The sequence below is a fragment of the Aquitalea sp. S1-19 genome (genome assembly GCF_024343515.1).
Window position 1 is genome coordinate 1 of the sequence record NZ_RJTZ01000041.1, and the last position, 25,649, is coordinate 25,649.

23 protein-coding genes are annotated in these 25,649 nt (G+C 56.4%); 7 read left to right on the forward strand and 16 right to left on the reverse strand.

The genetic code is table 11. The features are described from left to right. Positions 1–70 precede the first annotated feature (70 nt). The 9 genes from EGI20_RS08060 to EGI20_RS08100 all read right to left on the reverse strand — a co-directional run bounded on the left by EGI20_RS08060 (position 71) and on the right by EGI20_RS08100 (position 9,425). Positions 71–1,069 (reverse strand): SLBB domain-containing protein, encoded by a 999-nt coding sequence (locus EGI20_RS08060; RefSeq protein ID WP_498631039.1) that lies wholly within the window; start codon positions 1,067–1,069, stop codon positions 71–73. Then, positions 1,062–2,534, reverse strand: coding sequence for an MATE family efflux transporter (locus tag EGI20_RS08065; RefSeq protein WP_498631040.1), 1,473 nt, complete (start codon positions 2,532–2,534; stop codon positions 1,062–1,064). The genes EGI20_RS08060 and EGI20_RS08065 overlap by 8 nt, the downstream gene beginning before the upstream one ends. A 155-nt stretch (positions 2,535–2,689) precedes the next feature. Beyond that, positions 2,690–3,415 carry a glycosyltransferase family 25 protein gene (locus EGI20_RS08070; RefSeq protein WP_498631041.1) on the reverse strand — a complete coding sequence of 242 codons (726 nt, stop codon included), beginning with the start codon at positions 3,413–3,415 and terminating at the stop codon, positions 2,690–2,692. Further along, complete coding sequence (locus tag EGI20_RS08075; RefSeq protein ID WP_498631042.1) at positions 3,412–5,544, reverse strand: GumC family protein; 2,133 nt, start codon at positions 5,542–5,544, stop codon at positions 3,412–3,414. The genes EGI20_RS08070 and EGI20_RS08075 overlap by 4 nt, the downstream gene beginning before the upstream one ends. Beyond that, positions 5,541–6,755, reverse strand: coding sequence for a nucleotidyltransferase family protein (locus tag EGI20_RS08080; RefSeq protein WP_498631043.1), 1,215 nt, complete (start codon positions 6,753–6,755; stop codon positions 5,541–5,543). Before EGI20_RS08080 ends, EGI20_RS08075 begins: the two co-directional genes overlap by 4 nt. Further along, the gene (locus EGI20_RS08085; RefSeq protein ID WP_498631044.1) at positions 6,752–7,090 is read right to left on the reverse strand and encodes an STAS domain-containing protein; all 339 of its coding nucleotides are present in this window, start codon (positions 7,088–7,090) and stop codon (positions 6,752–6,754) included. Before EGI20_RS08085 ends, EGI20_RS08080 begins: the two co-directional genes overlap by 4 nt. Positions 7,091–7,295: 205 nt before the next feature. Continuing rightward, positions 7,296–7,607, reverse strand: coding sequence for an Hpt domain-containing protein (locus EGI20_RS08090; RefSeq protein WP_498631045.1), 312 nt, complete (start codon positions 7,605–7,607; stop codon positions 7,296–7,298). Then, entirely contained in the window at positions 7,594–7,989 is a 396-nt protein-coding gene (locus EGI20_RS08095; protein WP_498631046.1) for a response regulator transcription factor, read from the reverse strand. The genes EGI20_RS08090 and EGI20_RS08095 overlap by 14 nt, the downstream gene beginning before the upstream one ends. Then, positions 7,986–9,425, reverse strand: coding sequence for an ATP-binding response regulator (locus EGI20_RS08100; RefSeq protein ID WP_498631047.1), 1,440 nt, complete (start codon positions 9,423–9,425; stop codon positions 7,986–7,988). The genes EGI20_RS08095 and EGI20_RS08100 overlap by 4 nt, the downstream gene beginning before the upstream one ends. Positions 9,426–9,507: 82 nt before the next feature. Here EGI20_RS08100 and EGI20_RS08105 point away from each other — a divergent pair, with 82 nt between their 5' ends. The 3 genes from EGI20_RS08105 (at position 9,508) to EGI20_RS08115 (ending at position 13,705) form a co-directional block, all read left to right on the forward strand. Beyond that, positions 9,508–10,221: a sugar transferase gene (locus EGI20_RS08105; RefSeq protein WP_498631048.1), complete on the forward strand. Its 714-nt coding sequence runs from the start codon at positions 9,508–9,510 to the stop codon at positions 10,219–10,221. A gap of 231 nt (positions 10,222–10,452) precedes the next feature. Continuing rightward, the gene (locus EGI20_RS08110; protein WP_498631049.1) at positions 10,453–12,612 is read left to right on the forward strand and encodes a WecB/TagA/CpsF family glycosyltransferase; all 2,160 of its coding nucleotides are present in this window, start codon (positions 10,453–10,455) and stop codon (positions 12,610–12,612) included. Positions 12,613–13,297: 685 nt separating this feature from the next. Next, the gene (locus tag EGI20_RS08115; protein WP_498631050.1) at positions 13,298–13,705 is read left to right on the forward strand and encodes a protease inhibitor I42 family protein; all 408 of its coding nucleotides are present in this window, start codon (positions 13,298–13,300) and stop codon (positions 13,703–13,705) included. Between the two features lie 80 nt (positions 13,706–13,785). Here the strand turns inward: EGI20_RS08115 and EGI20_RS08120 are convergent, their stop codons facing one another. Both EGI20_RS08120 and EGI20_RS08125 read right to left on the reverse strand, forming a co-directional pair. Then, positions 13,786–15,024 (reverse strand): hypothetical protein, encoded by a 1,239-nt coding sequence (locus tag EGI20_RS08120; RefSeq protein WP_498631051.1) that lies wholly within the window; start codon positions 15,022–15,024, stop codon positions 13,786–13,788. A 230-nt stretch (positions 15,025–15,254) separates the two neighbouring features. Beyond that, on the reverse strand, positions 15,255–16,172 hold the full coding sequence (locus EGI20_RS08125) for a LysR family transcriptional regulator (RefSeq protein ID WP_498631052.1): 918 nt from the start codon (positions 16,170–16,172) through the stop codon (positions 15,255–15,257). Between the two features lie 95 nt (positions 16,173–16,267). Between EGI20_RS08125 and EGI20_RS08130 the strand changes: the two genes are divergently transcribed. Genes EGI20_RS08130 through EGI20_RS08145 form a run of 4 tightly spaced genes read left to right on the forward strand, consistent with a single transcriptional unit; the run spans position 16,268 to position 18,779 of the window. Next, the gene (locus tag EGI20_RS08130) at positions 16,268–16,804 is read left to right on the forward strand and encodes a cytochrome b (protein WP_498631053.1); all 537 of its coding nucleotides are present in this window, start codon (positions 16,268–16,270) and stop codon (positions 16,802–16,804) included. Between the two features lie 10 nt (positions 16,805–16,814). After that, positions 16,815–17,357: a YceI family protein gene (locus EGI20_RS08135; RefSeq protein WP_498631054.1), complete on the forward strand. Its 543-nt coding sequence runs from the start codon at positions 16,815–16,817 to the stop codon at positions 17,355–17,357. A 21-nt stretch (positions 17,358–17,378) separates the two neighbouring features. Beyond that, the gene (locus EGI20_RS08140; RefSeq protein ID WP_498631055.1) at positions 17,379–17,948 is read left to right on the forward strand and encodes a YceI family protein; all 570 of its coding nucleotides are present in this window, start codon (positions 17,379–17,381) and stop codon (positions 17,946–17,948) included. 57 nt (positions 17,949–18,005) lie between these two features. Then, entirely contained in the window at positions 18,006–18,779 is a 774-nt protein-coding gene (locus tag EGI20_RS08145) for a DODA-type extradiol aromatic ring-opening family dioxygenase (RefSeq protein ID WP_498631056.1), read from the forward strand. 34 nt (positions 18,780–18,813) lie between these two features. Here the strand turns inward: EGI20_RS08145 and EGI20_RS08150 are convergent, their stop codons facing one another. The 5 genes from EGI20_RS08150 to EGI20_RS08170 all read right to left on the reverse strand — a co-directional run. Beyond that, entirely contained in the window at positions 18,814–20,385 is a 1,572-nt protein-coding gene (locus EGI20_RS08150) for a methyl-accepting chemotaxis protein (protein WP_498631057.1), read from the reverse strand. 66 nt (positions 20,386–20,451) lie between these two features. Next, positions 20,452–22,911: a putative bifunctional diguanylate cyclase/phosphodiesterase gene (locus EGI20_RS08155; protein WP_498631058.1), complete on the reverse strand. Its 2,460-nt coding sequence runs from the start codon at positions 22,909–22,911 to the stop codon at positions 20,452–20,454. Next, positions 22,908–23,912: an ABC transporter substrate-binding protein gene (locus EGI20_RS08160; protein WP_498631059.1), complete on the reverse strand. Its 1,005-nt coding sequence runs from the start codon at positions 23,910–23,912 to the stop codon at positions 22,908–22,910. Before EGI20_RS08160 ends, EGI20_RS08155 begins: the two co-directional genes overlap by 4 nt. A gap of 187 nt (positions 23,913–24,099) precedes the next feature. Beyond that, positions 24,100–25,179 (reverse strand): FAD-dependent oxidoreductase, encoded by a 1,080-nt coding sequence (locus EGI20_RS08165; protein WP_498631060.1) that lies wholly within the window; start codon positions 25,177–25,179, stop codon positions 24,100–24,102. Beyond that, positions 25,176–25,649, reverse strand: a 474-nt coding sequence (locus EGI20_RS08170) for a DUF3047 domain-containing protein (RefSeq protein WP_498631061.1), incomplete at its 5' end; no start/stop codon positions are given. The genes EGI20_RS08170 and EGI20_RS08165, both read right to left, overlap by 4 nt.

A 25,649-nucleotide genomic window follows, 5' to 3' on the forward strand; every position in this document is an offset into this window, starting at 1 on the left:
TGATCGCCGGACTGGGCGCAGACCATTTCTTCTATGGCTTGGTTGACGATGCCATACATGGTGTTCCCCTTCAGTTTGCGCTCAAACCCAAGGTCAGGATGGATAGACCCGGAATCAGTTGTCTGATTACGTAACCCGCTTCGGCGATGTTGTTCTTGGGGACAAAAACGACATCTCCCTCTTCTAATGCATAGTTTACCATCTCTTTTCGTGTCAATAGCATTTCTAAGGGGGCCGCAGAGGCTGCCTGCTTGCTAGGGCGGTAGATTGCGATCTTTTCGGGGGCCGAGTCATCATTTGGCCCACCGGCTTGCGATAGCGCATCAAGTAGCGACATATCCGGGGTCAGACGGTAGGCTCCCGGCTTATGAACTGCACCCAATACGTAGACGAGAGTATCGAACGAATCGGGGATATAGACGAGATCGTTTGCTTTTAGGCGAATGTTATTGACGAGCATTCCCCGGTTCAGCAGTTTCTTTAAGTCGATCCAGATGATGCGATCGCGTCCGCGAAATACCGCGACCCGGGTCAGGGTTGCCTGTTTGTCGATTACGGGCAGGGCTCCCGCGCGTGCCAGCGTTTCCAGCAGGCTTGGAGGCCGGTCGAACTGTTGTACCCCGGGGTTTTGTACCCGGCCAAGCACAGTGACACGGTTGCCCGCATATTGCTCGACGCCGATATATACCGCCGGGTGTTTGTAAAAGCCGGCCAGGGTCGTATGAACCAGCGCCGCTGCACTCTCCCTGGTTTCTCCTGCCAGTTTCAGCGTGCCTGCCACGGGCAGGCTCAGTTGCCCATCTGGCCCCAGCGTTTGCTTGCCGGAGAGCTCTGGTCGGTTCCAGACCGTCACTTGTAGTTGGTCGCCTTCGGCCAGCCGGTAGACTTGGTCTGCGCCGCTGTCCAGTTCAGCGAGGAGTTGCGGGGTGGCGTAATCGATCTGCTCCGATTTTTGTGCCCCCTGAAATGTCCCGACATGTTGCGGAATCAGCACAGGGCTGCCAGCACATGCAGATAGCGACAAGCCCAGAATGAGGTGTAAACAGAGGTGTAGGAGGCGTTCAGGCATGACGTGTCACCTTTGCGGTTACGCGCCCGACTTGGAGGCGTATAAACGCTGCTTCTGCCTGTGTAAGTACCACCTTGTACAGCCACAGGCATAGTGATGTACCGTACAACCCACAGCCTAACAAGAGGGCATACCAAGCATCGCCGCGGCTTTCGAATTGCCACGGCAAAAGTGAGGTGACCAGATAGGCTGCAAGATAGGCACCGAAGAGCGGGTACAGTGTCTCTCCCAGCAAAGTAGCCGGTGCACCTAGGCAACGATTGGCGAGCGCGAGATAGAGCACAGCGCTGCTACTAAGCCCCACTGCCGTCAGTGCGATAAACTGGGGCAAGGTGGTTGCCATCAGGTAAGCCGCAAGCAGCCCGACACTGCGTAGTGCATGATAAATGAACTCTGTGCGGAGCCGTCCTTGCCCACGCAGCGTACTGGAAGCCGCACCGGTCAGCGTGTGAAGGTGCCAAGCTGGCGTCATCCAGAGCAGGCAGCCGGCAAGGATGGTCAGTTCCGAGCGAGGCCCGAGCCAGACGGTGAGCAGTGCCGGTGCAATGGCGACCAATAGTGGCATCACCGGCAGCAAGACCAGCACGTTAAGGCGTAATCCGCTGCGATAAAGTGTCAGTGCGGCATCCGTACTGGCTGTGGCCGCATGCGGCAGCATGGCATGACTTATGCCTGAGCTGATCGAGGTGGCGGTCGATGGCAGCTTGTTGCCAAGATCGAGTAGGGCACTGGCAGACGCTCCGAACGCAAACCCGGCAAGCAGGCGATCGCCAGCATGTAGCAATGTCGCCCAGCTATCGCTTAGCTGGCTGCCCAGCCCGAGTTTGGAGTACAGACGTAAACAATCAGGAGAGACATGGCGCAAGGACAGTTGCAAGGCTGGCCAAGTGCGGCGCACGCGCCACCAGGACAGAGTAATGGAGCAGGCGTAGCGCAGTGCAAAAGCCCATACGAGCGCCTGCATGCCGAACCCCGCGTGCAGTAACAGTGCAATGGCCAACCATTCGAGCAGGAAGCTGACGACCCAGATGCGTTGTTGCTCTTGTACCTGTTTGAGCGCGTGCAACACATAACCCCAAGCGCCTAGGGTCAGGTCGGCGAGGAAAATCAGGCAGCAGGTAAATACTAGCTGGGTGGCGAGGGTGCGTAGTGCCGGGTTCAGCTGGAATTTTGCCAGTACCCAAGGCAGGCTTAGCGCGAGTCCCGCACAAAAAATGCCGCCTAGCAGCAGCGTCAACAATACGCCTGTGCTGAGAATACGGCTGGCGCAAGCTACATCATCTCGGTCCCGGGCGCGGGCAATTTCGCGCACGTAGACGGTCGCAATGCCGGATGCCGTTAAGCCAAGGTAGCTGACCAGTACAAAGGCTATCGACCACAGGCCATATTCAGCCAGCCCAACATGAGAGAGTACCAGCGGCGGTAATGCGAGTCGGCTGAGCAGGTACAAAAGGCGTGCTGCCATTGTCTCTACAGCGGCTTGGCGTAGTCCTGCAAACATGTCATCTCCTTGGCTGCGACCGCTTTCATTACAGCCTGTCTGACCGTGTCAAACGTGTCCTGAGTGTGAAAGCTTGGATGGGGACGGCTTGCAGCTTCCTCCTGCACGACTATTCCGACTTAAGGACACGCATGCCGCCGGATCTGTTTGATTTTGCGTAGGCTGGCGACCAGCGTTCTGAAGATAGGCCAGCGGTCGTACCACCAGCTGGGCTGGATATCGCTGCGGGAGTAGCGCTGTTCAATCAGTGCTGGGGTCGCTATCCAGGTCTTGCAGTTGGGAGTACGACGGCGAAACAAAGTGAGTGCTGCGTCATAGTGCAGGCAGCCACCGTCAGGGTGGCCGGGCGGACGCGTCAGACAGTCGCGCAGATAGGCCAATAGTGCTGGCAGCAACTGGACGTCGACCAAGTAAGCATGTGCACCTTCGATCGCATTCAGGCAAGGCTGGAAGGACGGCCCTAGGGGGTGGGCAACACCTTCTTGCCGGCAGTGTCCGAGATAGAGCAGCTCTGGCCGCTCATTGGCCAATACGAGCGCTAGCTCTTCCAGCGCTGCGGGCAGAGTAGGGAGCAAAGCAGCATCGTCTTCAAGGACTAGGACGTAGCCGCTGTTCAGCTCACTGGCATCCTCTAGTGCAGCAAGATGGCTTAGGAAGCAGCCGCGCGTACCGGGGGTTGGGAAGCCTTGGGCATCGACTGGACGCTGCGCCGGCCAGCAGATGATTTGCCCCGCACACCAGTTCAGTCCGTGCCGTCTTAGCTCTGCGCCGAGCTGTCGCCGACGGTCGGTGCGTTCTGGCAGATTGATCACGTAGATGCGTTCGACAAGGTCGGTCAGTTTCATTCAGCACCTCTACGCCATGGCCGGTTGGTCGCAAGTTCGTGCAGCAGCGTGCGGGCTGCATGGATCAGATGTCTGGCCGTCAGCCACACTTCGTGTGGTAAAGAGTGTGGAGATGTTCGGCGGGCAGTGAGAAATTCAGTCATAAGCTCCCGTACATAGCCGCCACCATCCAGTGGACGAACCCGGTTGACCACGATACCAATCGAGTCAGGGTTGACGCCTTGTAGCAGCTTGGCCGCCCGTCCGACCTCGCCGCGATTCTGTACTTCGGCTTCGACGACGGCAAGTACACCAGGGGTGGCACGTAGCGTCAGCTCAGCATCACCGCTAGCCAGCAGCGGCGGCACGTCGACCAGCACAAAACGGTACTGAATAGCCAATTGCTGCAGTGCTTCGCCGAGGTAGTCGATCGAGTTCAAGTGGCGGTTGCTGGCGGCTAAGCGCACAGCTGCAGTGTCTGGAACCGGTAGTTGAAAGTTGGCGAGATCTAGTTCCGTCTCGCAGTCAAAACGCGCGTTAGGATTGAATGGGTTGGCGTCCACAGCCAGCGCTGGCAGTCCCATATCGCAGAGAGCCGCCTGCAGGTCACGGGTCAGCGTCGATGCCCCGCCGCCGGGTTGCAGCGCGCAAACGCCGAAAATGCGTAGTCCGCTGCGGTCCTGTTCGCGCACGAGAGCACTGGCTAGCCTGCGCAACTGGTCATGGCGAAAACTGTGACTATCTTCGCAGTCCGCGTTCACCAGCCAGCCCAGCGGGGCGAAGCCGAAGCTGCTAGCGACATCATTTGGAGCGTGAATGCGGCGGTCGAGCAGATCGTACGCTACTGGCACGACTATGCTCGCAGCCAGTGCTGCGAGGATGAGTATAATCAGCAGCTTTTTCTTGCCGGCTCCTTGCGGCAGATCCGGCAGTTGGGCGCTGGTGACAAGTCGGACGAATCCCAGTGAGCCAGTTTCGGACGCGAAAAAATTCAGCCGTTCTCCGATCGCGTCTAGCTCTTTGCGTAACAGGGCAATTTCGGCACTGCGCTGTTGAGCTTCCTTGAATAGGCTGGCATAGCGACTGCGGGAAGCCTCCTGTTTGGCCAGTTCGGTCTGGATATCCTCCTCCAGCGCTTTGCTTTGTCCTGTCGCGGTGGCAAAGCGGCTTTCCAAATTGCCTCGCACACTTTGCGTCAATTTGGTTGTCCGGCTATCCAGCTCCTGGTCGATTTCTGCCAGCTCTTGCTGGTATTGCTGATAGCCAGGATGTTGGGGGGTGAGCCCTGACATGGCCGTGATCAGTTGTGCTCGACGGACGTTTAGGCTCGCTTTGAGGCTGTTTAACCCCGGATCGACGGCGACGCTTTCCATGATTGAACGGACAGCAAGGTCGGTTTCTCCGTGCTTTAAGAAGGACTGCTCGCGTGACACCGCGTCAAAATGTTTAATTCGTGCATCGGCGAGTGCCTCGCGTAGCCGTTCGATTGCCTTGTCGTACGGATTTCCGCCTGCTTCAGAGAAAGTCGCCACCCCTAACTCGCCGGCAATTCTGTTGCGCAGCTCAGACTGTTCGTCGATAGCGATCCGCAGCTGACGCTGCCGTTGCTGTAACTGTATCGAGCGCTCATCCATTCCAAAAAGCTGTTCGTCCCGCGCCCTTTCAAGGTAGAGACGCGTCACTGCGTTGACGATTGGCGCCAGCGGTTGAGGGTCTGCTCCTGCAAGCGAGACCCGCAACAGATAGGTATCCGGCACTGGCAGGACGCTGAGGTTTGTGCGCAGGCGACGGATGCTCTGGCGTTCAGTCTCTCCTGAGCGCTGCCAGCGCTGAGCGGAAGGGAGCTTGGTTACGTAGCGGATGGCATCGCGTAAAATATCTTCGCGCAGCAAGGTAGAAGCTTGTTGCTGCACGAACTGGCGGTATTGCGAGTTTGATTGAAAGTCCAGTTCATCATCATCTTTTAGCGTCTTCATATAATGCGGCGCGACTTGGATCATGGCCTCGCTTTCGTACGTGGCTTGTCCCTGAGTCCAGATCAGAGGTAGACCCAGCAGCAGGATGGCAACAAAGACCGCAACTGCCAGCCTGGCATGGCGCCTGAGACTGACTAGCGGCTTGATGCCGATGCCGGCTGCTGCCGCACTCATGGATGGGGTCCAAAAGAGGGCTGCATATCCAAATGAGGGTGTGATAACGATGTGAGCAGTGTGTCAACTTCCTGGAGGAAGCCTTGCTCCTTATGCGCTATCTTCGTGCGCGGCATGCGGCTGTCTGCGAGTACCCACGGAATATTGCTTGCGACCGGGTCTACGGTCAGCCCGTCCGCGTGCGCGCACCAGCGCCCAGAGGCCAGTTGTTCAAACAGTCTCGCTTGCGCACCGACACGGGTGTAATCGAAGACCAGACTGCGTTCCAGGTGCGCACCGCGCTCTACAATACTGCCACGGCCTAGCCAAAGCGGGCCGATCAGGGTCGCGCCATCCTCGACGGTGACATTGTCGGCAAGGATGACTGGCCCGGAAATCTGGCAACGTCGCGGATTGATACGGCAATTGGCGCCGGCCAGTACGTCGTGGGCGATGGCTCGACCGGGTCGTGATACGGCGGGCAGCGTGCCTTGCAAGGCGCGCATCTGCACGGAAAAGTAGTCACTGATCTGACCGATATCGATCCAGTCAAAGGGTAATTCAACGCCGAATATCGCTTGCCCTTCGCGGGCTAGTTGTGGAAATACATGCTGGCCAAGGTCATAAGGCGTATCGGCCGGGATGTGTTGTAGCAGTTCAGGTTCAAAAACGTAGATGCCTGTGTTGACGAGATCACTGATCGACTCGCCTGGTCTTGGTTTTTCCTGGAAAGAACAGATGCGGCCGGTATCATCCAGTTGGACAACACCGTACTGCGAGCGTTTGTGCTCGGGCACTCGTTTAAGCGCCAGTGTTGCCAGCGCACCGAGGCGATGATGCTCGGCAACCAGCGCGCCCAGATCGATATCGATCAGCGCGTCTCCGCATAGCACTACGAAAGTATCGTCGAAAAAACCGGCGTGCTGCTGAATCGCGCGCAGCGTGCCGGCGGAGCCAAGTGGCGTGTCGACGAGCTCCCCATCGCATTCGAACCCCTCGTAGCTGAAGGCCAGCTCGACGCCGAAACGACGACCACTACGGAAATATCCCTCTATCTCTCTGGATAGATAGCTCGTATTAATGACGATCTGATCGAAACCGTGATGCGCTAGATGCTCAATCAGGCATTCAAGTAGTGGGCGGTCAAGGATGGGGAGCATCGGTTTTGGAATGTCGCGACTAAGCGGCATGAGCCGAGTGCCTTTCCCTGCCGCCAGGATGAGGGCTTTCACGGCAGCGTCCTCCTGATTTCTTCGAGATTATTGAAAACACCGAATACCCGATGCATGCGCATTAGCTCGAAGAGTGCGGCGACAGGTCGCTGTAGGCCATAGATTGCGAAGTGACCGCTTTGCCCTGTGCAAAAACGCAGACAGGACAGCAGAGCCCCCAGTCCTGAACTGTCAACAAACTGTAAGGCAGACATGTCGATGGCCACTATGGGCGAAGTTTCCAGCGTCGGACGGATCTGCTTGCGAAAGGCATCTGCATTACTGGCATCCAGACTGCCAGTGTTAAAGCTGATCACCATCATGCCGGACTGTTTGGTGCAGGTTATAAGACCCATGGGATCCTCCTACTGGGTGGGTGTTACTGTATTTATGCCCGTGCCAGATGAAAAAGTGTGTAGGAACTGTGAAACCTGCATGTACGCGACAAGAATTGTCCGAGAAGGGCAACGCCAGCCGAGAAGGGGATAGGCACTAAATAAAGGGGACTTGTGAATACAATCAATGCGATTGCGATTTACGCTTGTAATTTGTTCGAGGTATTCAGTTGGCGACAATCTCCTGTGTTGATGAGCGTATAGCCAGTGCTTGAAGTTCGAGAAGGCTGATCTGATCCGGATGTGCACTTTGTAGCTGTCGTTCTAGCTTGCGTGCAGCGTCACCCAGCTCCGTAAAACCAAGCGATCCTGCTGCACCTGCGAGACGGTGCAACTCGTCTGTCAGCTTGCTTGAGGAGGGGTAGGATGCATCTAGTGCCTGTTGAATATTTTCTAATCGCAGGGGAAGTTCGGCCAAAAACCTTTTGCGTAGGCGTTCCAGTCCTGCATTGAACATGTGTTCGTTAAACGGCAGCATGAAAATCATTCCAAAAATGAAGTAATAGCTCCGGAAGCAGTACGGGATCAAAGGGTTTGCTTGCAACAAAATTTGCGCCCGCGTCAAGTAACGGTGCCAACTCTTCGGGAGCTGCTTTGGCTGTGAGCATGACAATACAGAGCGGATTGCCTCCCTGCAGTTTGCGCAGGTGTGGAATGGCATCCGTGCCACTCATGCCTGGCATCATCATGTCCAGTAGTATCATTTGTGGAAGTGGTACATGCGGTAGCTCATCCAGTGCCAAAGTGGCAAGTGCATAACTTGAAACTTCGAAGCCGCCCAGTGTTGTCAGGCTTAGCGTTAACAAATTACGGATGTCAGGATCATCTTCAATGATGACGATATGTTGCAGTCGTTTCATGTGACCACCTCCAAGGGAAAAGTGACGGTGAACGTGCTGCCCTGACTGCTACTTTGCACGTCTATTTGCCCATTTAATGCTTCAACCAGCCTGAGTGTGATCGCCAGCCCGAGGCCGCTACCACCTTGGCGCCTGCTGTCGCAGCTGTCAGCCTGGGCGAAGGGTTCGAATAGCTGAGGCATGAACTCAGCCGGAATGCCAGGGCCTTGATCGCACACCTGGATGGCACACTGATGGGTAGTCAGCGTCGTGCGGACGGTGACAGCTCCTCCCGCAGGGGAAAACTTGCAAGCATTAGAGATCAGGTTTGCCATGATTTGCATGAAGCGGCACCGGTCTGTCTTTAAAATTAGCTTGCGAAATGGTGTAGGACATATAAGTTCGAGTACTGTTGCATGCTTTTGTGCATAGCCCAGATGATTGTTGATGACTTCATCTAATAGGTCGCCCAATGGTTCTGGTGTGCAGTGTAGTTGCAGCTTTCCAGCGAGGCTGCGGTTGAGATCCAGTAGTTCGTTCACCATGCCTAATAGGCGTCCGGCATTACGGTCTGCCATCTCGATCAGCATTATTTGCTGCGGATTGCTATTTTGCGGTGTCATGCCGACTTGCCACATTTTCAGTGCACCAATGATGGATGTCAGCGGTGTTCGTAATTCATGGCTGAGCGTGGCAATAAACTGTTGCTTTAGTTGGTCGGCGCGGTCTCGTTCGCTGATGTCACGTAAGGTGACAATGAGGTAGTTCTCTCCATTCTGGCTAAATTGGCTGAGGCCTGCCTCTGCCGGCACGAGGCTCCCGTCGGGACGAATCACATTAATTCGTTGCAGGTTTTGCTGTTGTTCAGGACGACAAGAAGTGTTTAATTTTGGCAGTAAAATGTTTAGCGGCAGATCAATCAATTGTTTTTCCGTTTGCCCGAACATGACAGTAGCCGCCGGATTAGCTTCAACAATACGAAAATTGGGATCCACCAGCAAAATCGCGTCAAAACTATTGAGGCTAATCGCTTGTGAGCGTGCGAGTAGGGTATTGAGTTGTCCCTGCAGTGTGAGCGCCCGCCCCAGATTACTGAGCTTGCTGGCCAAGATTGCCGGATTGACCGGTTTGTGTAGAAAGTCATCGGCTTGGGCCTGCAGGGCTTCCAATAAATGCTCTTCCCCGTCCAGTCCTGAGAGAACAACAATGGGTACCCAGCGCCCATGATTTTGTTGTTTGATCCTGCGGCATACGGTAAATCCATCGATGCCGGGCATCAGCAGATCAAGCAGCACAATATCCGGCGAAAACATGTCCATGCATATGAGTGCCTCTTGCCCGCCACTGGCCTCTATTACCCCATAGCCCAATGTGGACACTAGCGTTGCCAGCCGTGTACGGCTGTCTGCGATGTCGTCGACGATGAGGATGCGTGGAAGATCAGTAAAGGTGTCCATGTAAATTCACAAGGCTGTCACAGTTTTTCTGTTGATTCTGCTTTGATTCAATCAGCATACACCAGACCTGCAGAGGAATACTGTGAATACTCAAGTTGACCTTGTCGAACTACGCCGGTTAGAACGCCACTTAAGTCAGGCCTGGCGCAGGCGCATGTACGTCAAATGGCTGCGGAAACGAATTTTTCTGCGTGAAAACTTGGGGTACATCATCCGGCGTACCTGGGACTATTCTGCCGTATTAATGGGGGGGGTGTTGTGCTGGCCACTGTGGCTGGTTCTCGCCATTGCGATCCGAATGACGGATGGTGGGCCTGTGCTGTATTGGCAGCAACGGGTTGGCTATCGGGGGCATACGTTTCGATTTCCAAAATTTCGCAGCATGGTTGTCAATGCCGAAGCTTTACAAGACAGCTTGATTAATCAGCATGCAGACGCTCGCACTTTCAAACAGCGCGATGACCCCCGTGTCACGCTGATTGGAAAGTTTATGCGGCGCTTCAGCCTTGATGAAATTCCGCAACTTTGGTGTGTGTGGAATGGTGATATGACGTTGGTTGGCCCTCGCCCCGCGTTACCCGGTGAAGTGCAGCTTTACGATCTGGATGCACGCCAGCGCTTGGAGGCCATACCGGGTCTGACCGGATTGTCACAAGTATGCGGCCGCTCAGAACTCTCTTTTGAGCACCAGTTGGCGCTGGATCTGAAATATATCCGTGAACGCTCTATTCGCCTTGATTTGCTGATTTTGTTGAATACGTTTTCCGCCGTACTAAACGGGCGGGGCGCGTACTGAGCTGGAGGCGTGATCATGCAATCTCGTTCTGAGCTATTCCGCGGTTGGGTAGGGCATAGCGTTGCGGCCATTCTATGGCTGGCGCTACTACCGCTGACAAAACTGGGCTTATGTCGGCAGGCATGGCAGTGCTGCCGGGCGCTACGGTCAGGGCAGCTTCACTGGATTGGGCCCCGATCTGGTTCTGTCATTGGGCTTGTATCGAGCGCACGTCTACATCAGCGATTAGGCATGCTTAGTGATGAGCCGGCTCTGGATCGGATTGATGCGAGTCGGCGGGGCTGGTGCTTTGATGCCGCACTACTGTTGCGTTTTGCTTGGGCCACCTTGCTGGGAGGGGATAGGTCTGTACGCACTGACGAACGCTGGCCCTTACTTGGCCTGTGGCTAGATAACATTGATCATGAGGACACCTTGCGCAACCTGTCGCATTGGTGGAAAGACGGTATTCAGCGACATATTGCTTTTGTGAATCCGCATTGCGCGAATATTGCATGCAGAGACCAAAGCTACCGTAGTTGCCTTAACCGTGCAGATTTGTTGCTACCGGATGGTAGTGGCGTATTGCTCGCCGGTCGCCTGCTGGGCACTCAGCTGAATGTAAACACTAACGGCACCGATTTATTTCCGATGCTTTGCCGCTTCTGGCAGTCTAAGGGTGCCAGCTTGTATTTGCTTGGCGGGCAGGAAGGCGTGGCTGCCGGCGTCGCAACACGGCTGCTTGCTGAATATCCAGGAATCAAAATAGCCGGGTGCCGTAATGGCTATTTTGACCCGAATGACTGTTCTGATGTGATTGCGGGCATTCGAAAGACTCAGCCGGATGTTCTGCTGGTGGCCATGGGGGCTCCGCTGCAGGATGCTTGGATTGCAGAATATTCCGCATCGTTAGAGGTACCGCTTTCGATCGGTGTGGGGGGGCTGTTTGATTTTTACAGCGGTCGGATTCAGCGTGCTCCTTTGTGGTTACGAGAGCTGGGACTGGAATGGTGCTGGCGGTTGGCTATGGAGCCCGGCAGGTTGTGGCGTCGATACTTGCTTGGTAATACGGTCTTTTTACTGAGAGTACTCTGGCAGCGTCTTGTACAGAGGCCTGCGCCCAGTCCGCATCCTTTAAGCGCTATCACACATGAGCCTGCTGATGCTGTACTTTGTGCATCGCAGTCACTATGGCAAGGGAATGAAAGTGTTCTTGCTTCATTGTTGCTGCCTTTGGCCGGTATGAGCTTAATCGAGCGCACTATTCTTGCTTTGGTGCATCAGGGTGTGCGGCATATTCATGTGTTGGTTGATCTTGGCGCGGAGCCTTTGCAGGGCTTATTAGGAAAGGGCGAGCGTTGGGGCATTCGCTTAACCTGGTCTTCGTGCATGGGGGGCAAAATCCAGCCGCAACGGCTTGCGTCGCTTTTGTTGCAAGAACAGGTCTGGTTTATCGTGCCAGGTGCCTTACCCTCTAAGACTTTGTCTGGCGAAAGTGGCCATTGGGACTTGGCTGATGGTAGTTGGTCAGGATGGGCTAAGGTATCCGCCGCGCAATTGTCTGATGCCATTGATGGAAAATTACCGTTGCCTGGCGTTAAGCAGCCCTTTACTGGTTATTCCATGCGTAATCCCGCTGAATTGTTGCAGGCTCAATCTTATTGCTTGATAGGTGCGAAGGATCTTCCACCAACTTTTCGTGAGGTTGCGGCCCGGGTCTGGGTTGGGCCTGGCGTGGTCTTGGAGTCCGGCGTGACTCTAGAGGGGCCTGTGCTGATTGGTGCGGGTAGCCTGATTCGTCGTGGATGCCATGTCGGCCCGAATGTCGTGCTTGGTGTTCATTGTGTACTGGAGCAGGGTGTGAAGTGTACAAACACATTGTTGCAGGATGCCAGTTACGTGGCTCGAGATTTAGATGTGAGTCAGGTCTGTGCTGTCAGTGGGCAGACGCATGATGTAGAAGCTGGATGTATCCTGCCTATACCTGCTGCCGATTGCTTGTTGACTCAAATTGAGACGAGATCGGTACGAGTCGCGTGGGGGGAGCGCCTAATTGCGCGGATTTTTCTATTTGTGCGTCGTCTGAGACCGCATATTGATCGCTCTGAAAATGAAAAAAGGTTTCATCAATACCTGCAGGAAGTGAAGGCGGGACAACGTCATTTGATTGGCTTGCCGGTGCCATCTTCTTTCCTGAATCAAGGGCGACTCGAAGGGCTGCGCTTGGGGGCGATACGATTTTCCGCTTTACAAGGCCCTCGCTCCATTCCTGTGGACGTGAGCAGGGCGGAGCAGGACTTGATGGATGATCTGTACGGCGCGGCTATGCCTTGTCCTATTGATTGGAGACTTTTTTTAAAAGTGCTGAAGCTAATGAGTCGTACCGGGTTTCACGGAAGCCACTTTGTGTGAGTCAGGCCGGAACGGCCTGTTCTCTCAGACTGCGGTAGTAGTTTGCTTCAGCCTCCGCTGGCGGAATGTTGTCAATCAGTATCCAAATTTGACCAGCAGGTGGGTGGCGTAAATCTTGGACTAAGTTATATCGCAAGCCCAAGGCTTTTGCGGTAATCAATGGGATTTTGCATCGCGTATCCGGGATAGCCACCCAGGTCAGCGGTAGTGGCCGCCACGGTTAGAGTGGATGATAGGCCTATCGCTGGATACTGCTATCGTTCCAATGGCGGTATCCAGTATCGAATTGACCAACGCGGCATCTGGACGCGCTCCCATCGTCAAACTGGCCTATTGGCATATAATTTTTTTGGAAAGTAGTGCATTGGGATTGGCCCAAATTGGCCATCCTGCTATGCTTTCTATGCGCAAAGGGTGCAGATTCTTGCAAGTCGTTGCGCGTATAAATACTTGTATTTGTTTGATTTTCCTTTTTTGTCAACGGGTTGCGAAACGGCCTGCCTGCACTGTTAATCCGCAGGTCGCAGGTTCGAGCCCTGCTCGGGGAGCCAAGCATTACAAGGACCTAGTCGTTTTTCGACTAGGTCCTTTTTGCGTTTTGGCCCAATTTTGCCCCACGGCATGCCGGCATGAATGCTCTGCTATGCTCCTATGTTGTCGCCCGAGCCGGATAAGGATAGCCATCATGTACAGGATCAGTTTTTTGCTATTAAGCGTCGTGTTGCTGGGTGGGTGCGCTTCGTCGCAAGTTGTCCAGGCGCCGTCATCGACAGATGCCGGGCAGGCATTACTGATAGGGGAGGCGGATAACGGCTTGACGCTGCAGATGCAGCGCGGCCAGCGTTTGCTGTTGGCGGTGCCGGCCAATCCATCTACCGGCTATGTCTGGCAGGCTACGGGTTTTGCGCCGGTGCTGGCGCAGCAGGGCGAAGCACAATTTGTAGCGAATGGCAGCATGCCGGGTAGTGGCGGGGTCGAAGCCTGGTCTTTTGTGGCCAACAAGGCGGGCATCACGCAATTGCGGCTGCGCTATTTGCGGCCATGGGAAGCGATGCCGCTACGCGAACTGAACTACCGCGTCGAGGTCTATTGATTGATCTTTTTATCGTAGCCCTTGCGGGACGCAAAAAAGGCGCATGACTTGCATGCGCCTTTATTTATGGGGTGCGTCAATTATTTGATACGTCTGAATACTACCGTGCCATCCGCCGCAGTCAATGTAAGGCTATCCCCGCTTACCGTCAGTGGCAATGTCTGGTCAATGCCAACCGAGGACACATGATTGCCATAATCACCCTTATCCACGGTGGCTTCGCTGGCGTGCGATAGACCCCACCAGCCGGTCTGGTCTTTCAGAACTTGGTAGTTCAGGGTGTTGCTATCCCATGTGTACTTGCCGATTTCAAAGCCATTACATGCGCTGGGCTTCTCTTTGCTTACAAGATCACATCCATTGCTACCCGTTTCCACCATCAGATACTTGGTGAAGCCGGTTGTTTTTCCGGTGTTGTAGAAGGTCAGTAGCACATCGTTATTTCCGGCTTTAACAGTCCAGCTACCAAACAACGGCTTCTCTGCAAAAGGTGTCAAACGCTCAAATTGGTGGCTAGCTTGATTGTCCTTGACTTGAAGAACGCCATCCTTGAGTGTGAAATTGAATGTACCTTGCGGATGGGAAAGCCCCCACTCACCATTGGTGTCAAGCTGCGGGTAAGCCTTAAGCTCGCCAGTACTGGCATTCCAGCTATAGCGGCCACGCTCAATACCCGATTGTCCGCTGCTATCCTTGTCGCCATCCTGTGCCATGACATAAGTGCCATCAGGCAGGAAGGTCAGCAGCACCAGCGGGCCGGTATCTCCTTGTATCATCCGCCACGACCCAGCAATTCCTGCGGTCGCCAGTGCCGCATTCATATGCGCTGCGGCCTTGTCTTCGGTAACCAGTGGTTTGGGCAATGCCGTGCTCGCTGCAGTGTCGAAGTCTGGTGACTTAACGTCCAGATTCACTGCTTTTAGCTGCTCAAGCAGGGCGCGTGAAATCGTGATGCCGTTTTCCGGATTGCCGTCATCATCCAGCGTTTGCAACAATTGTGCGATATTGATCGCGATAGTACTTGCCTGTGCGTCGTCCCCTGCCAGCATCAAGGGTGTGACCAGCGCAGCGGCTTTGGCCTTCGGCAGCTGGATGCCACCGATGGAGAAGCTTACGCTCTCGCCCGGCAAATAGCGGAACTCGCCTTTTTCATTGGTGTAACCGGATTGTGTCGTCGTTTTGTACGCGACGCCTGCCACTACGCTGTCCTTGAATACGCCCGTCTGTGTTGCTGTCGCCGTTGAACTGCTACCTCCGCTGCCGCCGCAAGCAGCCAGAATGACAGGTAGCGTGATGGCCAGTAAGTGTTTGCTTTTCATATATCCCCCTTCTGTTTGTGGTGCTCCTTTAAGTAAAAATTAGGACTAGTCAGAAAAGTCGGGCTTGACCTATGTCAAGTGATTTCATGCTCGGATTTAAAGTGACTAATTTTTGATGTTTTTATATTGATAACACGCTGATATTTATAGTTTTTTTGTGAGTTTATTGTGGTGAAAATGGTCTTGATGTACAGCTGGTTTTTGATTGCCCAGCAAGCCGGGCCGGTTTGTTAAACCGCCCGTGCCATTCCGCTCCACGCTGCCGCATCCAGCCGGGTGTGTAGAAAGTCCACCATGGTTCTGACCTTGAGCGGCAGATATTTTCGGCTGGGGTAGAGCGCATAAATGGCCACTTCACCGGCACTCCATTGCGGCAGCACTTCAAGCAGCCGTCCGGCGGCAATGTCTTCCCCAACGATAAAGCCGGGCTGGCGCACCAGTCCCAGATGCGCCAGTGCAAACTGGCGGCAAACGTCACCATTATTCGCCACCAGACGCGAATCCACGCGGACGCTGCATACTTCCTCTTTGTTTTGCAATGCCCATAACTGGCGCTGGCTGGCATAGCTGTAATCGATTACGGCGTGTTGCGTGATGTCTTGCGGGTGTTGTAGTGGCGGGTGCCTGGCCAGATAGTCGGGGCTGGCGCACACCATCAGGCGGGCGCTGCAGAGTTGGCGCACGATCAGTTGCGAGTCGGGCTGCTCGCTGCTGATACGAATGGCCAGATCAAAACCGTCTTCAATCAGGTCTATCTTGCGGTCGGACAGGTCGATATCCAGCCGGATATCGGGATGGATCGCGGCAAATTCGGCCCACAAGGGAGCCAGATAGCGTGCGCCAAAGCTTAAGGGCGCGCTCATGCGCAGCAGGCCGCGCGGCTCCAGGCTATGGCTGGCCGCTTCGGCTTCCGCCTCGGCAATGGCCTGCAAAACCTCGCGGCAGCGTGCGACATAGCGTAGCCCTTCTTCGGTCAGGGACAGGCGCCGCGTGGTGCGCTGCATCAGCCTGACCCCCAGTTGCATTTCCAGATCGGCTACCAGGCGCGAGAGTCTGGTTTTCCCTTGCTCCAACTGGCTTGCCGCTCCGACAAAGCTGCCCTGATCCACTACCGCAACTAGCGCCCGCATCGCTTCTAGTTTGTCCATTGTTCTTCTTTTCGCATTAATTCATTTCATTTTAGGTAGTTTATCGCGATCTCAAATGCCAATACAGTGCGCAATATGACAAGGAGGGGTAGGGGATGGCAGCAAAAGCGTATGTGCCACTGCAAGTGTGGCTGCACTGGTTAATGGCGGTTCTGATCGTAGCGACCTTTGCCGGCGGGGTTTATGTGGCGGGTCTTTCCTTGTCGCCAGCCAAATTCCGCTATCTGGCCTGGCACAAGTGGGCGGGATTTGCCGTGTTGCTGCTGGTTATCATGCGTCTTGCGGCGCGACTGCGCTATGGCGCACCGGCTTTGCCCGGCCATATGAGCCCTCTGGCACAGGGCGCCGCCCACGCAGGGCATCTCGCGCTGTATGGCTTGATGCTGGCGGTGCCGCTGACTGGCTGGCTGATGAGTTCGGCCAAGGGGATCCCGCTGGTGCTGTTTACGGTAGTGCCTGTGCCGGATCTGGTTGCGGCTAACCCTGAACTTGCCGAGCGCCTTGTCTTCTGGCATCCGCTTCTGGCCTATACCCTGGCCGCTTTTATTTGCCTGCATGTGCTGGCCGCCCTCAAGCACCACTATCTCGATCGCGACGGGCTGCTCTTTCGCATGCGCCTGCGTCAACCATAAGGATGTAATGATGAAAAAACAGATTTTGGCGCTCGCGCTCTGTCTGCCGCTCTGGGCGCAAGCACAAGTGCTGGATGCCGCTGCCAGCCGGCTTGATTTCACGCTGACCCAGATGGGCGTGCCGATGAAGGGCAGCTTTCGCGCTTTCAAGGCCGAGGTGAATTTTGATCCGGCCAAACTGGCCGCCAGCCGTGCCGATATCCGTATTGCCACGACCAGTATTGCCTTGCCGGCGGCTGACGCGGTGAATGAAGCGAAAAAACCGGACTGGTTTGATGTTGCACGCTACCCCGAGGCGCGTTTTGTTGCTGGCCAGTTCAAACAGTTGGCGCCTGAGCGTTTCGAAGTGCGCGGCAAACTGACGCTGAAGGGCATTACTCGCGAGATTGCCGCGCCGTTTACGGCGAAGGCGCAGGGCAAGAAGCTGCTGATCGACGGCGTGCTGCCCGTGTCGCGTCTGGCATTCAATATCGGCGACGGCAGCTGGCGTGATACCGAAACCGTGTCCGATATTGTCAAACTCAATTTCAGTCTGACCCTGATCCAACCCTGAATAAACCCGAAGGAACACACCATGAAAAAAACTCTGCTTGCCAGCCTGATTTTGTCTGCCGTTAGCGCCGCTTATGCCGCACCGCTCAAGTATGAAATCGACCCGACCCACACCACGGCCAGTTATGAGGTCAACCATCTGGGTATGTCGCTGCAGAGCGGGACTTTCAGCCAGATCAAGGGCAATTTGCTGGTCGATGAGGCAGCCAAAACGGCCAGGGTGGATGTGACTATTCCGACTGCCACGCTTAACAGCCATCTGGCCAAGCGTGATGAGCACCTGAAAAGTGCCGACTTTTTTGATGTGGCCAAATATCCGACCATGCGTTTCGTTTCGGACAAGGTGGTTTTCAAGGATGGCAAACCTTCCGTTATCGACGGCAAGCTGACACTGCTGGGGGTGACCAAGCCGGTGACGCTCAAGGTGCGCTTTGCCTCCAAGCAGGCCAATCCTATGAGCGGGGTAGAGACCTGGGGGGTGAATGCCACCGGCCAGCTCAAGCGCAGCGAGTTCGGCATGAAGACCTATCTGCCGGGTATTGCCGACGAAGTGAAACTGGATATTGCGCTGGAAGCACCCAAGGCGCAGTAATGCTGTGAGCGGCTTGGCCTGATTCAAGCCGCGACAATCCGCTACAGAGGTTCAGTCATGCGTTTACCCACCTTGTTCATTTCCCATGGTGCGCCCACGCTGGTGCTGGAAGAGGGCGCCGACGCACAGTTTCTGGCTTCGCTCCCCACGCGTTTCGCGACACCGCGTGCGGTGCTGGTGGTGTCGGCACACTGGCAGGCTAGGCAACCCGTTATCGGTAGCGCCGCGCAGCCGGCGACGATCCATGATTTTTCCGGCTTTCCCGCCCCCTTGTATGGGCTGCAATATCCGGCACACGGCAGCCACGAGGGCGTGGCCGAGCTTGCTGGCGCACTGGACAAGGCCGGCATCGCTTATGCTGTCGATGACATGCGCGGGCTGGATCATGGCGCATGGGTGCCGCTGAAACATATGTGGCCAGACGCCAGTGTGCCGGTGCTGACACTGGCGCTGCCTTATGGGGCAGACGCAAAAGCATTGCTGGCGCTGGGTGATGCGCTGTCCGGTTTACCGGCGCAAGGCGTGCTGGTATTGGGCTCGGGCGGGCTTGTGCACAATCTGGCTGCCTTGCAGGCGGATGGCAGTCACGCGCCACAGTGGGCACTGGCGTTTGAAGCGTGGATGGACGATGCGCTGCAAAACGGGCGGCGCGAAGAGCTGCTGGACTGGCAGCAGCTGGCGCCTCATGCGCGTCAGGCACACCCCAGTAGCGAGCATCTGGCACCGCTGTTTGTTGTACTGGGTGCGGCCGGACAGGCGGCCCGGGCGCATAAATGGCATGAGGCGTGGCGTTACGGCAGCTTGTCGATGGCGGCTTACGCCTTTGTCTGAAAGCGTAAGCCGGTGGGGGCAGGTTTGCCGTGTGTCAGACTTCGAAGGTTTCCGCCAGCTTGCGCATCTCATCTGCACGGACAGACAGACCGCCAATCTGGCGGGTCGCGCTGGCCAGATGTTCGTTGGAGGCGCTAAATTGCTCGGCAATACTCGCCATTTCGTTTGCCAGATGATTGGCGGCTGCCGATTGCTGCTGGTTGGCACTGGCGATGTCCTGCATATTGCCGTCTACGTTCTCGGTCTCGCGTGAGACGGCATGAATGCCGTCTGCCGCATCCTTCTGGGCTAGCGCACTGTTCTGGCTTTGACGGGTGACATCGCTCATTTTGTTGATGGCGTTGCTGGTCGCCTCATTGACATGGGCGATAAGCTGGTTGATCTGTCCGGTTGACTGGCTGGTGCGTTCCGCCAGCTTTCTGACTTCATCGGCCACGACGGCAAAGCCGCGGCCCGCTTCGCCAGCCCGCGCGGCTTCGATGGCCGCATTCAGTGCCAGCAAATTGGTCTGCTCGGCAATGTCGTGAATGGTATTGCTGACCAGACTGATCTGGCCGATGGCATCTCCTAGCGAAGCCACCGTTTGCTGGGCCGTTTCGACCTCGCGGCTGAAGGTGCCGCTTTGTGCTTCCAGCAAGGACAGTTGCTTGCTGCTGTTGTCCAGTCGTTCGCGGGTCATTTTGCTGATCTGTGCGGACTGGGTGGCATTTTCTGCGACTTGCGTGATGGATGAGGACAGCTCTTCAATCGCACTGCTGATATTGGTGACGCTGTCGTTACCGTTGGCGATGCGATCTTGTGTCTCGTGCATGCGTGTTTCCAGTTGTGCGCTGCTGCTGGTCAAGGCATGGGCCGCGGTCTGGATGTCGTCAACCACAACCTTGGTTCTGGCCTGCATGATGGCCAGTGCCGTTGCCAGCTCTTGGGCGATACCTGACTGCTTGCGGGCAATGGATTCGCCCAGCCGGCCTTCGGCCATGGCATGGCAGGCGTCAATCAGCGCATGGATATTTTGTTGCTGACGCTGCTCATAGGCCTGCCAGGCCAGTGTGGCGACCAGGGCGAAAGCGCCCAAGGCCAGTGCCAGTGGCGAGGCTTGCCATGCTGCCATGCCGGCTACCAGCGCAAACATCAATAATCCATAAAGCCGGCGTACCGTCTTTTCACTGGGGCCTTTTCGGGGTGGGCGGGGCAGGGCTGTGGCCGACATCAAGGCCGGGTAGTCGCGCTGTGCCTGCTCGACCTGTGTGCGCGAGGCAGGGGAGCGTACCGACATATAACCGACAGTCTTGCCTTTTTCCTGCATGGGCAGTACGAAGGCATCCACCCAGTAATGGTTGCCGTTTTTGCAGCGGTTTTTGACCAGGCCATTCCATGGCTGGCCCGAGCGTATGGTCTGCCATAAATCGGCAAACAGCAGCGGCGGCATATCCGGATGACGCACGATATTGTGGTGCTGTCCGATCAGCTCGTCGCGGGTGAAGCCGGATATTTCCAGAAAGCGGTCGTTGGCATACTCGATCACACCATCCAGCCGGGTGCGGGTGACGATGATCCCTTCGGTAAAGGGTGTTTCCTGATTGGTAACAGGCTGGTTGTTGCGCATGTTTTGATTCCAGATAGATAGATTCTTGAGTCAGTCGTCTTAGGCAATGCACGGCTTGTGGCCGTGTTATGCATGCTGTGCCGGGATATGGATAAGGGCGTCGATGACGGCTTGTGCCGGCATCGGACGGGCAAACAAATAGCCTTGCAGAGTCAGGTCGCCACGCTCGGCCAGAAAATGTTGCTGGGCTTTTGTTTCGACGCCTTCGGCAACAATGGCCAGGCCGAGATGGCGGGCGATGGAAATAATGGTATCGACCAGTGCGCCATCGTTTTTGTCACCGGGCAGGTTGCGTACAAAGCTCTGGTCTATTTTCAGCTCGTGTATCGGCAGTTGCTTGAGATAGGCCAGCGAGGAGTAGCCGGTGCCAAAGTCGTCGATGGAAAAGCGTATGCCGGCTTCGCTTAGCGCAGCCATTTTGGCGCGTGCCTCATCGAATTTGTCCAGCAGCAGGCCTTCGGTGATCTCCAGTAACAGCCGGTTGGGCGAGGCACCTTCACGCTCCAGGGTTGCCAGTACGGTATCGACAAAGTCATCCTGGGCGAAGTGTTTGGGGCTGACATTGACTGCAATGGAAATAGAGCAGCCTGCTGCCGCGAGCTGTGCCAGCGCCTGACAGGCCGCAGTGAGCACCCAGTTGTCCAGCGCTATGATCAAGCCGCTTTCTTCGGCAACCATGATGAATTCTCCGGGCGGAACCAGGCCGCGTACCGGATGCTCCCAGCGCACCAGCGCTTCCAGTGCACAGACTTGCCCTTGGGTGTCCACCTGATGTTGCAGGTAGAGCCTTAGCTCTCCTTCTGTGATGGCAAGTCGCAACTCGCGTTCGATATCAAAGCGTTTACGTGCGATGTCGCCCATGCTGCTTTCGAAAAAGGCAATATGGCCGCCATTCTGGCGGCGGGCGCGTGAGAGTGCGGTCTGGGCCATCAGCATCAGTTCGCTGGCATCTTCACTGCCACTGGCCAGTGCAATGCCAACGCTGATGCTTAGCTGCACCGGGCTGCCTTCCAGCTCAATAGGCTGGGCGACGCTGGCTTGTACATCACTGGCCAGATGCATCATGACCGAAGCTGCCTCCCGCCTGGACGCCGGCAGATTGGTTTGCAAAATGGCAAACTCGTCGCCGGTCAAGTGTGCCAGCAGGGCATGAGGAAATTGTGCAGCCAGACGTTCGCCAACGCTGCACAGCAGTTTGTCGCCGGCTTGCATGCCGCGTGCTTCGTTGATTTTGTTGAAACGGTCGATATTGAGTACCAGCACGGCCACACCGCCTTGGCGGCTTAGCGTTTCATCCAGTTTTTCCAGCAGCAGTTTGCGGTTGGGCAATTGGGTCAGCGAGTCATAAAGTGCCAGTCGGCGCGCGTCTTCCTGGGCGCGGTAGATACAGGCCAGGTCGCTGAATAAGGCGACATAGCGATTGATACTGGCATCTTCTTCATCACGGATGGCGCGCACCATCAGCCACTGCGGATAGATCTCGCCATTTTTTCGCTTGTTCCAGATCTCGCCTTGCCACAGACCCGTTTGTTTCAGCGTCCGGTTGAATTGCCGGAAAAATTCCTTATCGTGCCGGCCCGAGGACAAAAGTGTCGGGGTATTGCCTAGTGCATCGCTGGCGCTGTAGCCGGTAATGTCGGTGAATGCCGGGTTGACGGCAATGATGCGGTTATTTGCATCGGTGACGAGTATGCCCTCGGCGGCCGCATCGAATACTTGCTGCGCCAGTTGCAAGCTGGCCTGGTTGGCCAGCAGGGTATCGCGGTCTGTGCGCGTACGCGCAAGACCTGCATTGAAAACCTGTACCAGTTCGCGTATTTCGGCAACCCCTTGTTCCGCTACCGGGGGCAGGTCAAGCCGGCCTTGTTGCAAGGCGCGGCTGCGACCGAGCAGATCAGCAAGCGGAATGGCCACATTGCCGCGCACCCACCACGACAATATGCCGGCAAACAGCAGCATGCCCAGCCACTCGGGCAGGCGCTGCCATAAGCCGTGGCTAAGCCCGGCAGTCATGTTCCGGCTGTAGTCGTAACGTATCCATACCACGCCGCGCTCCAGGGCGCTGATTTCATGACGGCTGGCCGCCATGGTGTATGGCATCATGATGCTCAGCTTTTTATTGCGCACATCATTCTTCAGCAGTGCCTTTACGCCGGAGCGGGCGAGGGCAAAGCCCGCCTCGTCCCAGGCGGGCAATGCGAGGGCCGCCGGCTGCCCTTTGCGTTCACTGCGGCTGGCGTAGCGTACTTTCCCGTCGGCGTTTACCAGTGCCGTTTCCATGCCGTCGCTTTGGGCACCTGCGAGCATGACTTCGGCCTCGAGTTGGGCCGGATTGTGCTGCTGCAACGTGTCGGCCAGACGGGACAGGCGTGCCGATTCGCTACGAAGTAGCGCATCGGCGTGCTCGTGGATGCTCTGTGTTTCGATCTGCCGCATCCAGGCCAGAGACAGTATGACTGACAGGATAAAAGCGATAATGACGGCCAGCGGCAATAGCAGGCGCAAGGATAAGGCGCGATATCTCATGTAGAAACACCCGGTAAAAATCGTGGGTTGCTTAGCCGCTCGGTCAGCCCGGTTGTGGCCGGTAGCAAGCCCGCATCCTGCATCAGCCTGCTCAAGCGGCGTGCCGCAAGGGTCAGTAAAGATGGCTCGCCGTTTAGCAGGCGCAGATTGTCGCCAGGACCGGGTAGTACGAGGGCCGAGAAAATGGCAGCAATGGCGTCGGCTTGCTCATGCATGCGTAAAGCCATAATGGCAAGCACGCTTTCCTGTGCCTGATTCAGGCGTTCCAGTACGGCGAAATGGGCGCGCAGCAATAGACGCAATGCATTTTCATGCTGTGCCAGTACCTCGCGACGTACGGCGAGTACATCGAAAATGGTATCGGGCAGCTCACTGCTGTCAAATACGACATGCCCTCCCTGGCGCTGCAGCTTGGTGCTGACCGGCGGATAGCTGATCAGGGCATCGATCTGCCCTTTGCGCCAGGCATTCTCATGGTCATTGACCGGCAACGGAACAATATCGACGTCTTCGGGTTTGAGTTTTGCCGCTTGCAAGATGCCCGCCAGCATGACCGCACCCGTGGCCGAGCTTTCCACCCCTATGCGCTGTCCTTTGAGTTCATGTAAATGCGGGATGTCCTCTCTGGTAAGCAGCACGTCTGCGCCGGCAGAAATATTGAATACCATGACCACAACCAGATCCAGACCGGTGGCGCGTGCGCGCAGCACTTCATCCAGCGTCAGTGTGGCGGCATCGGTGATGCCGGCAGCCAGTAGTTGTAATGAATCGCTGGCTGACGGGACTTCGATCAGATTGATTTGATCGGCAGGCAGCAGCCCCTCGTGCCGTGCAACAAACAGCATTTCATATCCAGGCCAGATATGGCTGCTTATCTTAAGCGTTGCTGGATCTGTTGTGCGGCAAGCCGGCAGTAAAGCCCCTAGCCCTAATGCGCAGCCGACGCCAAACAGGCGGCGGCGGTAAGGGGATGGCAGAGGATTTTCAGCCGCGCGGTCCATAGTATTTTCAATTGTTTTCTATTGTCATATGTCGATGATATTACCGCTTGAAAGACCCGTCCATGATTATGGTCAATGGTTGAGTCATTGCTGCAGAGTGTGGCCGTGCAGGATGTTTGCCTTGGGGGGCTTGTGGCCTTGCCGGTGCGCTGCCCAGCCATAGCGTGCATCTGCGAAATTGTGTCCTTCAGCGCTGGAAGCGGCGCATAAAGCCGCGGTCTATATAGTCTTTGAGTTTCCACACCCAGGCACCTGCGAAGCTGAAACCCTTGTACACGCCGATGGCACGCCGGGATCCCGAGACCAGCAGCGACAGATAGCTGCTTTGTGGTGTGTAGCGCAACAGGGGCTGGCCATCGAGTGCCGCCAGCAGATTGTGCGCGAGAATGGCGCCGTGGCGTACGGCATAGACGCCGGCCTTGTCATGGACATGGCCTGTCTGGCTGGCGATATCGCCACCGGCAAATACGCAGGGGTGACTGGTCGAGCGCAAGGTCGCGTCGACCTGTACGAAGCCTGATGCATCGCAGGCCAGACCGGCAGCCTGCGGCCAGGCTTGCGCGGACGAGCCGCTGGCCCAGAACAGGCTATCAAATGGCAACGCCAGCCCCGATGCCAATTGCAGCAGACGGGCGCTGACTGCATTTATTGCCTCGCCTTCACGCCAGCTCACGCCGGCTGCTTGCAGGGCCTGTTTTGCCCGATGTGCGGCGCGTGCAGGGTGGCGCTTGAGCAGGCGGCTGCGGCTGATCAGCGTGATGTGTTTTGCCGGATATCTGAGCGCCAGTGTCAGGGCAAGCTCTACGCCTGCCGCGCCACCGCCAGCCACCACGATCTGTTCAGGCCCGGGCCGGGCATCCAGTTGCTGCAAGCGGCGGATAAAACCGTCTATCGGCTTGACGCCGCAGGCATAGTCGGCAGCGCCGGGTATGGCGTTAAGCCTGGGACTGGAGCCGATATCGAGCGAGAGCAGGTCGAACTCCAGCGCGAGTTTGCCCGTGTACAGCGTACGCTTTGCCAAGTCCAGCGCGGTGGCCGTGTCGTGGATCAGCCTGACACCGGCGGCCAGACATAGCGGGGCGAGGTCGATATGAATCTCTTCGCGCGTGTAAGCGCCGGCGACAAAGCCCGGCAACATGCCTGAGTAGGGGGCAAGCACATCGCGTGTCAGTAGCGTGATTTCCACATCGGGGCGGGGCTGGCGTATCAGTGCTTCCAGCACAAACAGGTGGCTGTGGCCGCCACCGATTAGCAGCAGTTTTTTCATTGTGCGGAGAACCAGATATCGCCATACCAGGCGCTGGCTTTGCCGCCGGCGTTGTCGGCATCGCTCATCAGCGCCACCGCGTCGATATGGTCAAAGTCTTCACCAAAGGCGGTTTTCAGGTCTTCGCGTACATTGCGCTTGTGCACCACCCACTGCCCGGCCTTGGCATTGCCGCTGTCGACCGCCTGCAGCATGGCTTGGGAAACAAAGGCATTGGGCCAGCGGCTGCCGATGGGCTGGTTGCTGGACCAGACATAGTTCAGTGCGCGGCTGGACAGGCCGAAGGGGCCGCGCTCGTCCACCACATACACTCGTGCCGGATAGTCGTCGCCGCTCTTGCTTCTTTCGTTGACACCGGCGTAGGTGTTGCTGATTTTCCAGCGCCAGTTAAGGAAAGGCGTCTTGGTGAGGTCAACCTTCATTTTGCGGAATTTGCCGGAAGCACCGCCATCGGCGTCGGCGCGCAACAC

Coding starts and splice junctions, on each gene's coding strand:
- EGI20_RS08165 (WP_498631060.1), bottom strand. CDS start 25,179: ATGAAAAAACTGCTGCTAATCGGTGGCGGCCACAGCCACCTGTTTGTG.
- EGI20_RS08070 (WP_498631041.1), bottom strand. CDS start 3,415: ATGAAACTGACCGACCTTGTCGAACGCATCTACGTGATCAATCTGCCA.
- EGI20_RS08130 (WP_498631053.1), top strand. CDS start 16,268: ATGGCAGCAAAAGCGTATGTGCCACTGCAAGTGTGGCTGCACTGGTTA.
- EGI20_RS08090 (WP_498631045.1), bottom strand. CDS start 7,607: ATGCTGCCGTTTAACGAACACATGTTCAATGCAGGACTGGAACGCCTA.
- EGI20_RS08135 (WP_498631054.1), top strand. CDS start 16,815: ATGAAAAAACAGATTTTGGCGCTCGCGCTCTGTCTGCCGCTCTGGGCG.
- EGI20_RS08155 (WP_498631058.1), bottom strand. CDS start 22,911: ATGAGATATCGCGCCTTATCCTTGCGCCTGCTATTGCCGCTGGCCGTC.
- EGI20_RS08115 (WP_498631050.1), top strand. CDS start 13,298: ATGTACAGGATCAGTTTTTTGCTATTAAGCGTCGTGTTGCTGGGTGGG.
- EGI20_RS08120 (WP_498631051.1), bottom strand. CDS start 15,024: ATGAAAAGCAAACACTTACTGGCCATCACGCTACCTGTCATTCTGGCT.
- EGI20_RS08075 (WP_498631042.1), bottom strand. CDS start 5,544: ATGAGTGCGGCAGCAGCCGGCATCGGCATCAAGCCGCTAGTCAGTCTC.
- EGI20_RS08110 (WP_498631049.1), top strand. CDS start 10,453: ATGCTTAGTGATGAGCCGGCTCTGGATCGGATTGATGCGAGTCGGCGG.
- EGI20_RS08100 (WP_498631047.1), bottom strand. CDS start 9,425: ATGGACACCTTTACTGATCTTCCACGCATCCTCATCGTCGACGACATC.
- EGI20_RS08145 (WP_498631056.1), top strand. CDS start 18,006: ATGCGTTTACCCACCTTGTTCATTTCCCATGGTGCGCCCACGCTGGTG.
- EGI20_RS08085 (WP_498631044.1), bottom strand. CDS start 7,090: ATGGGTCTTATAACCTGCACCAAACAGTCCGGCATGATGGTGATCAGC.
- EGI20_RS08150 (WP_498631057.1), bottom strand. CDS start 20,385: ATGCGCAACAACCAGCCTGTTACCAATCAGGAAACACCCTTTACCGAA.
- EGI20_RS08140 (WP_498631055.1), top strand. CDS start 17,379: ATGAAAAAAACTCTGCTTGCCAGCCTGATTTTGTCTGCCGTTAGCGCC.
- EGI20_RS08060 (WP_498631039.1), bottom strand. CDS start 1,069: ATGCCTGAACGCCTCCTACACCTCTGTTTACACCTCATTCTGGGCTTG.
- EGI20_RS08065 (WP_498631040.1), bottom strand. CDS start 2,534: ATGGCAGCACGCCTTTTGTACCTGCTCAGCCGACTCGCATTACCGCCG.
- EGI20_RS08095 (WP_498631046.1), bottom strand. CDS start 7,989: ATGAAACGACTGCAACATATCGTCATCATTGAAGATGATCCTGACATC.
- EGI20_RS08160 (WP_498631059.1), bottom strand. CDS start 23,912: ATGGACCGCGCGGCTGAAAATCCTCTGCCATCCCCTTACCGCCGCCGC.
- EGI20_RS08125 (WP_498631052.1), bottom strand. CDS start 16,172: ATGGACAAACTAGAAGCGATGCGGGCGCTAGTTGCGGTAGTGGATCAG.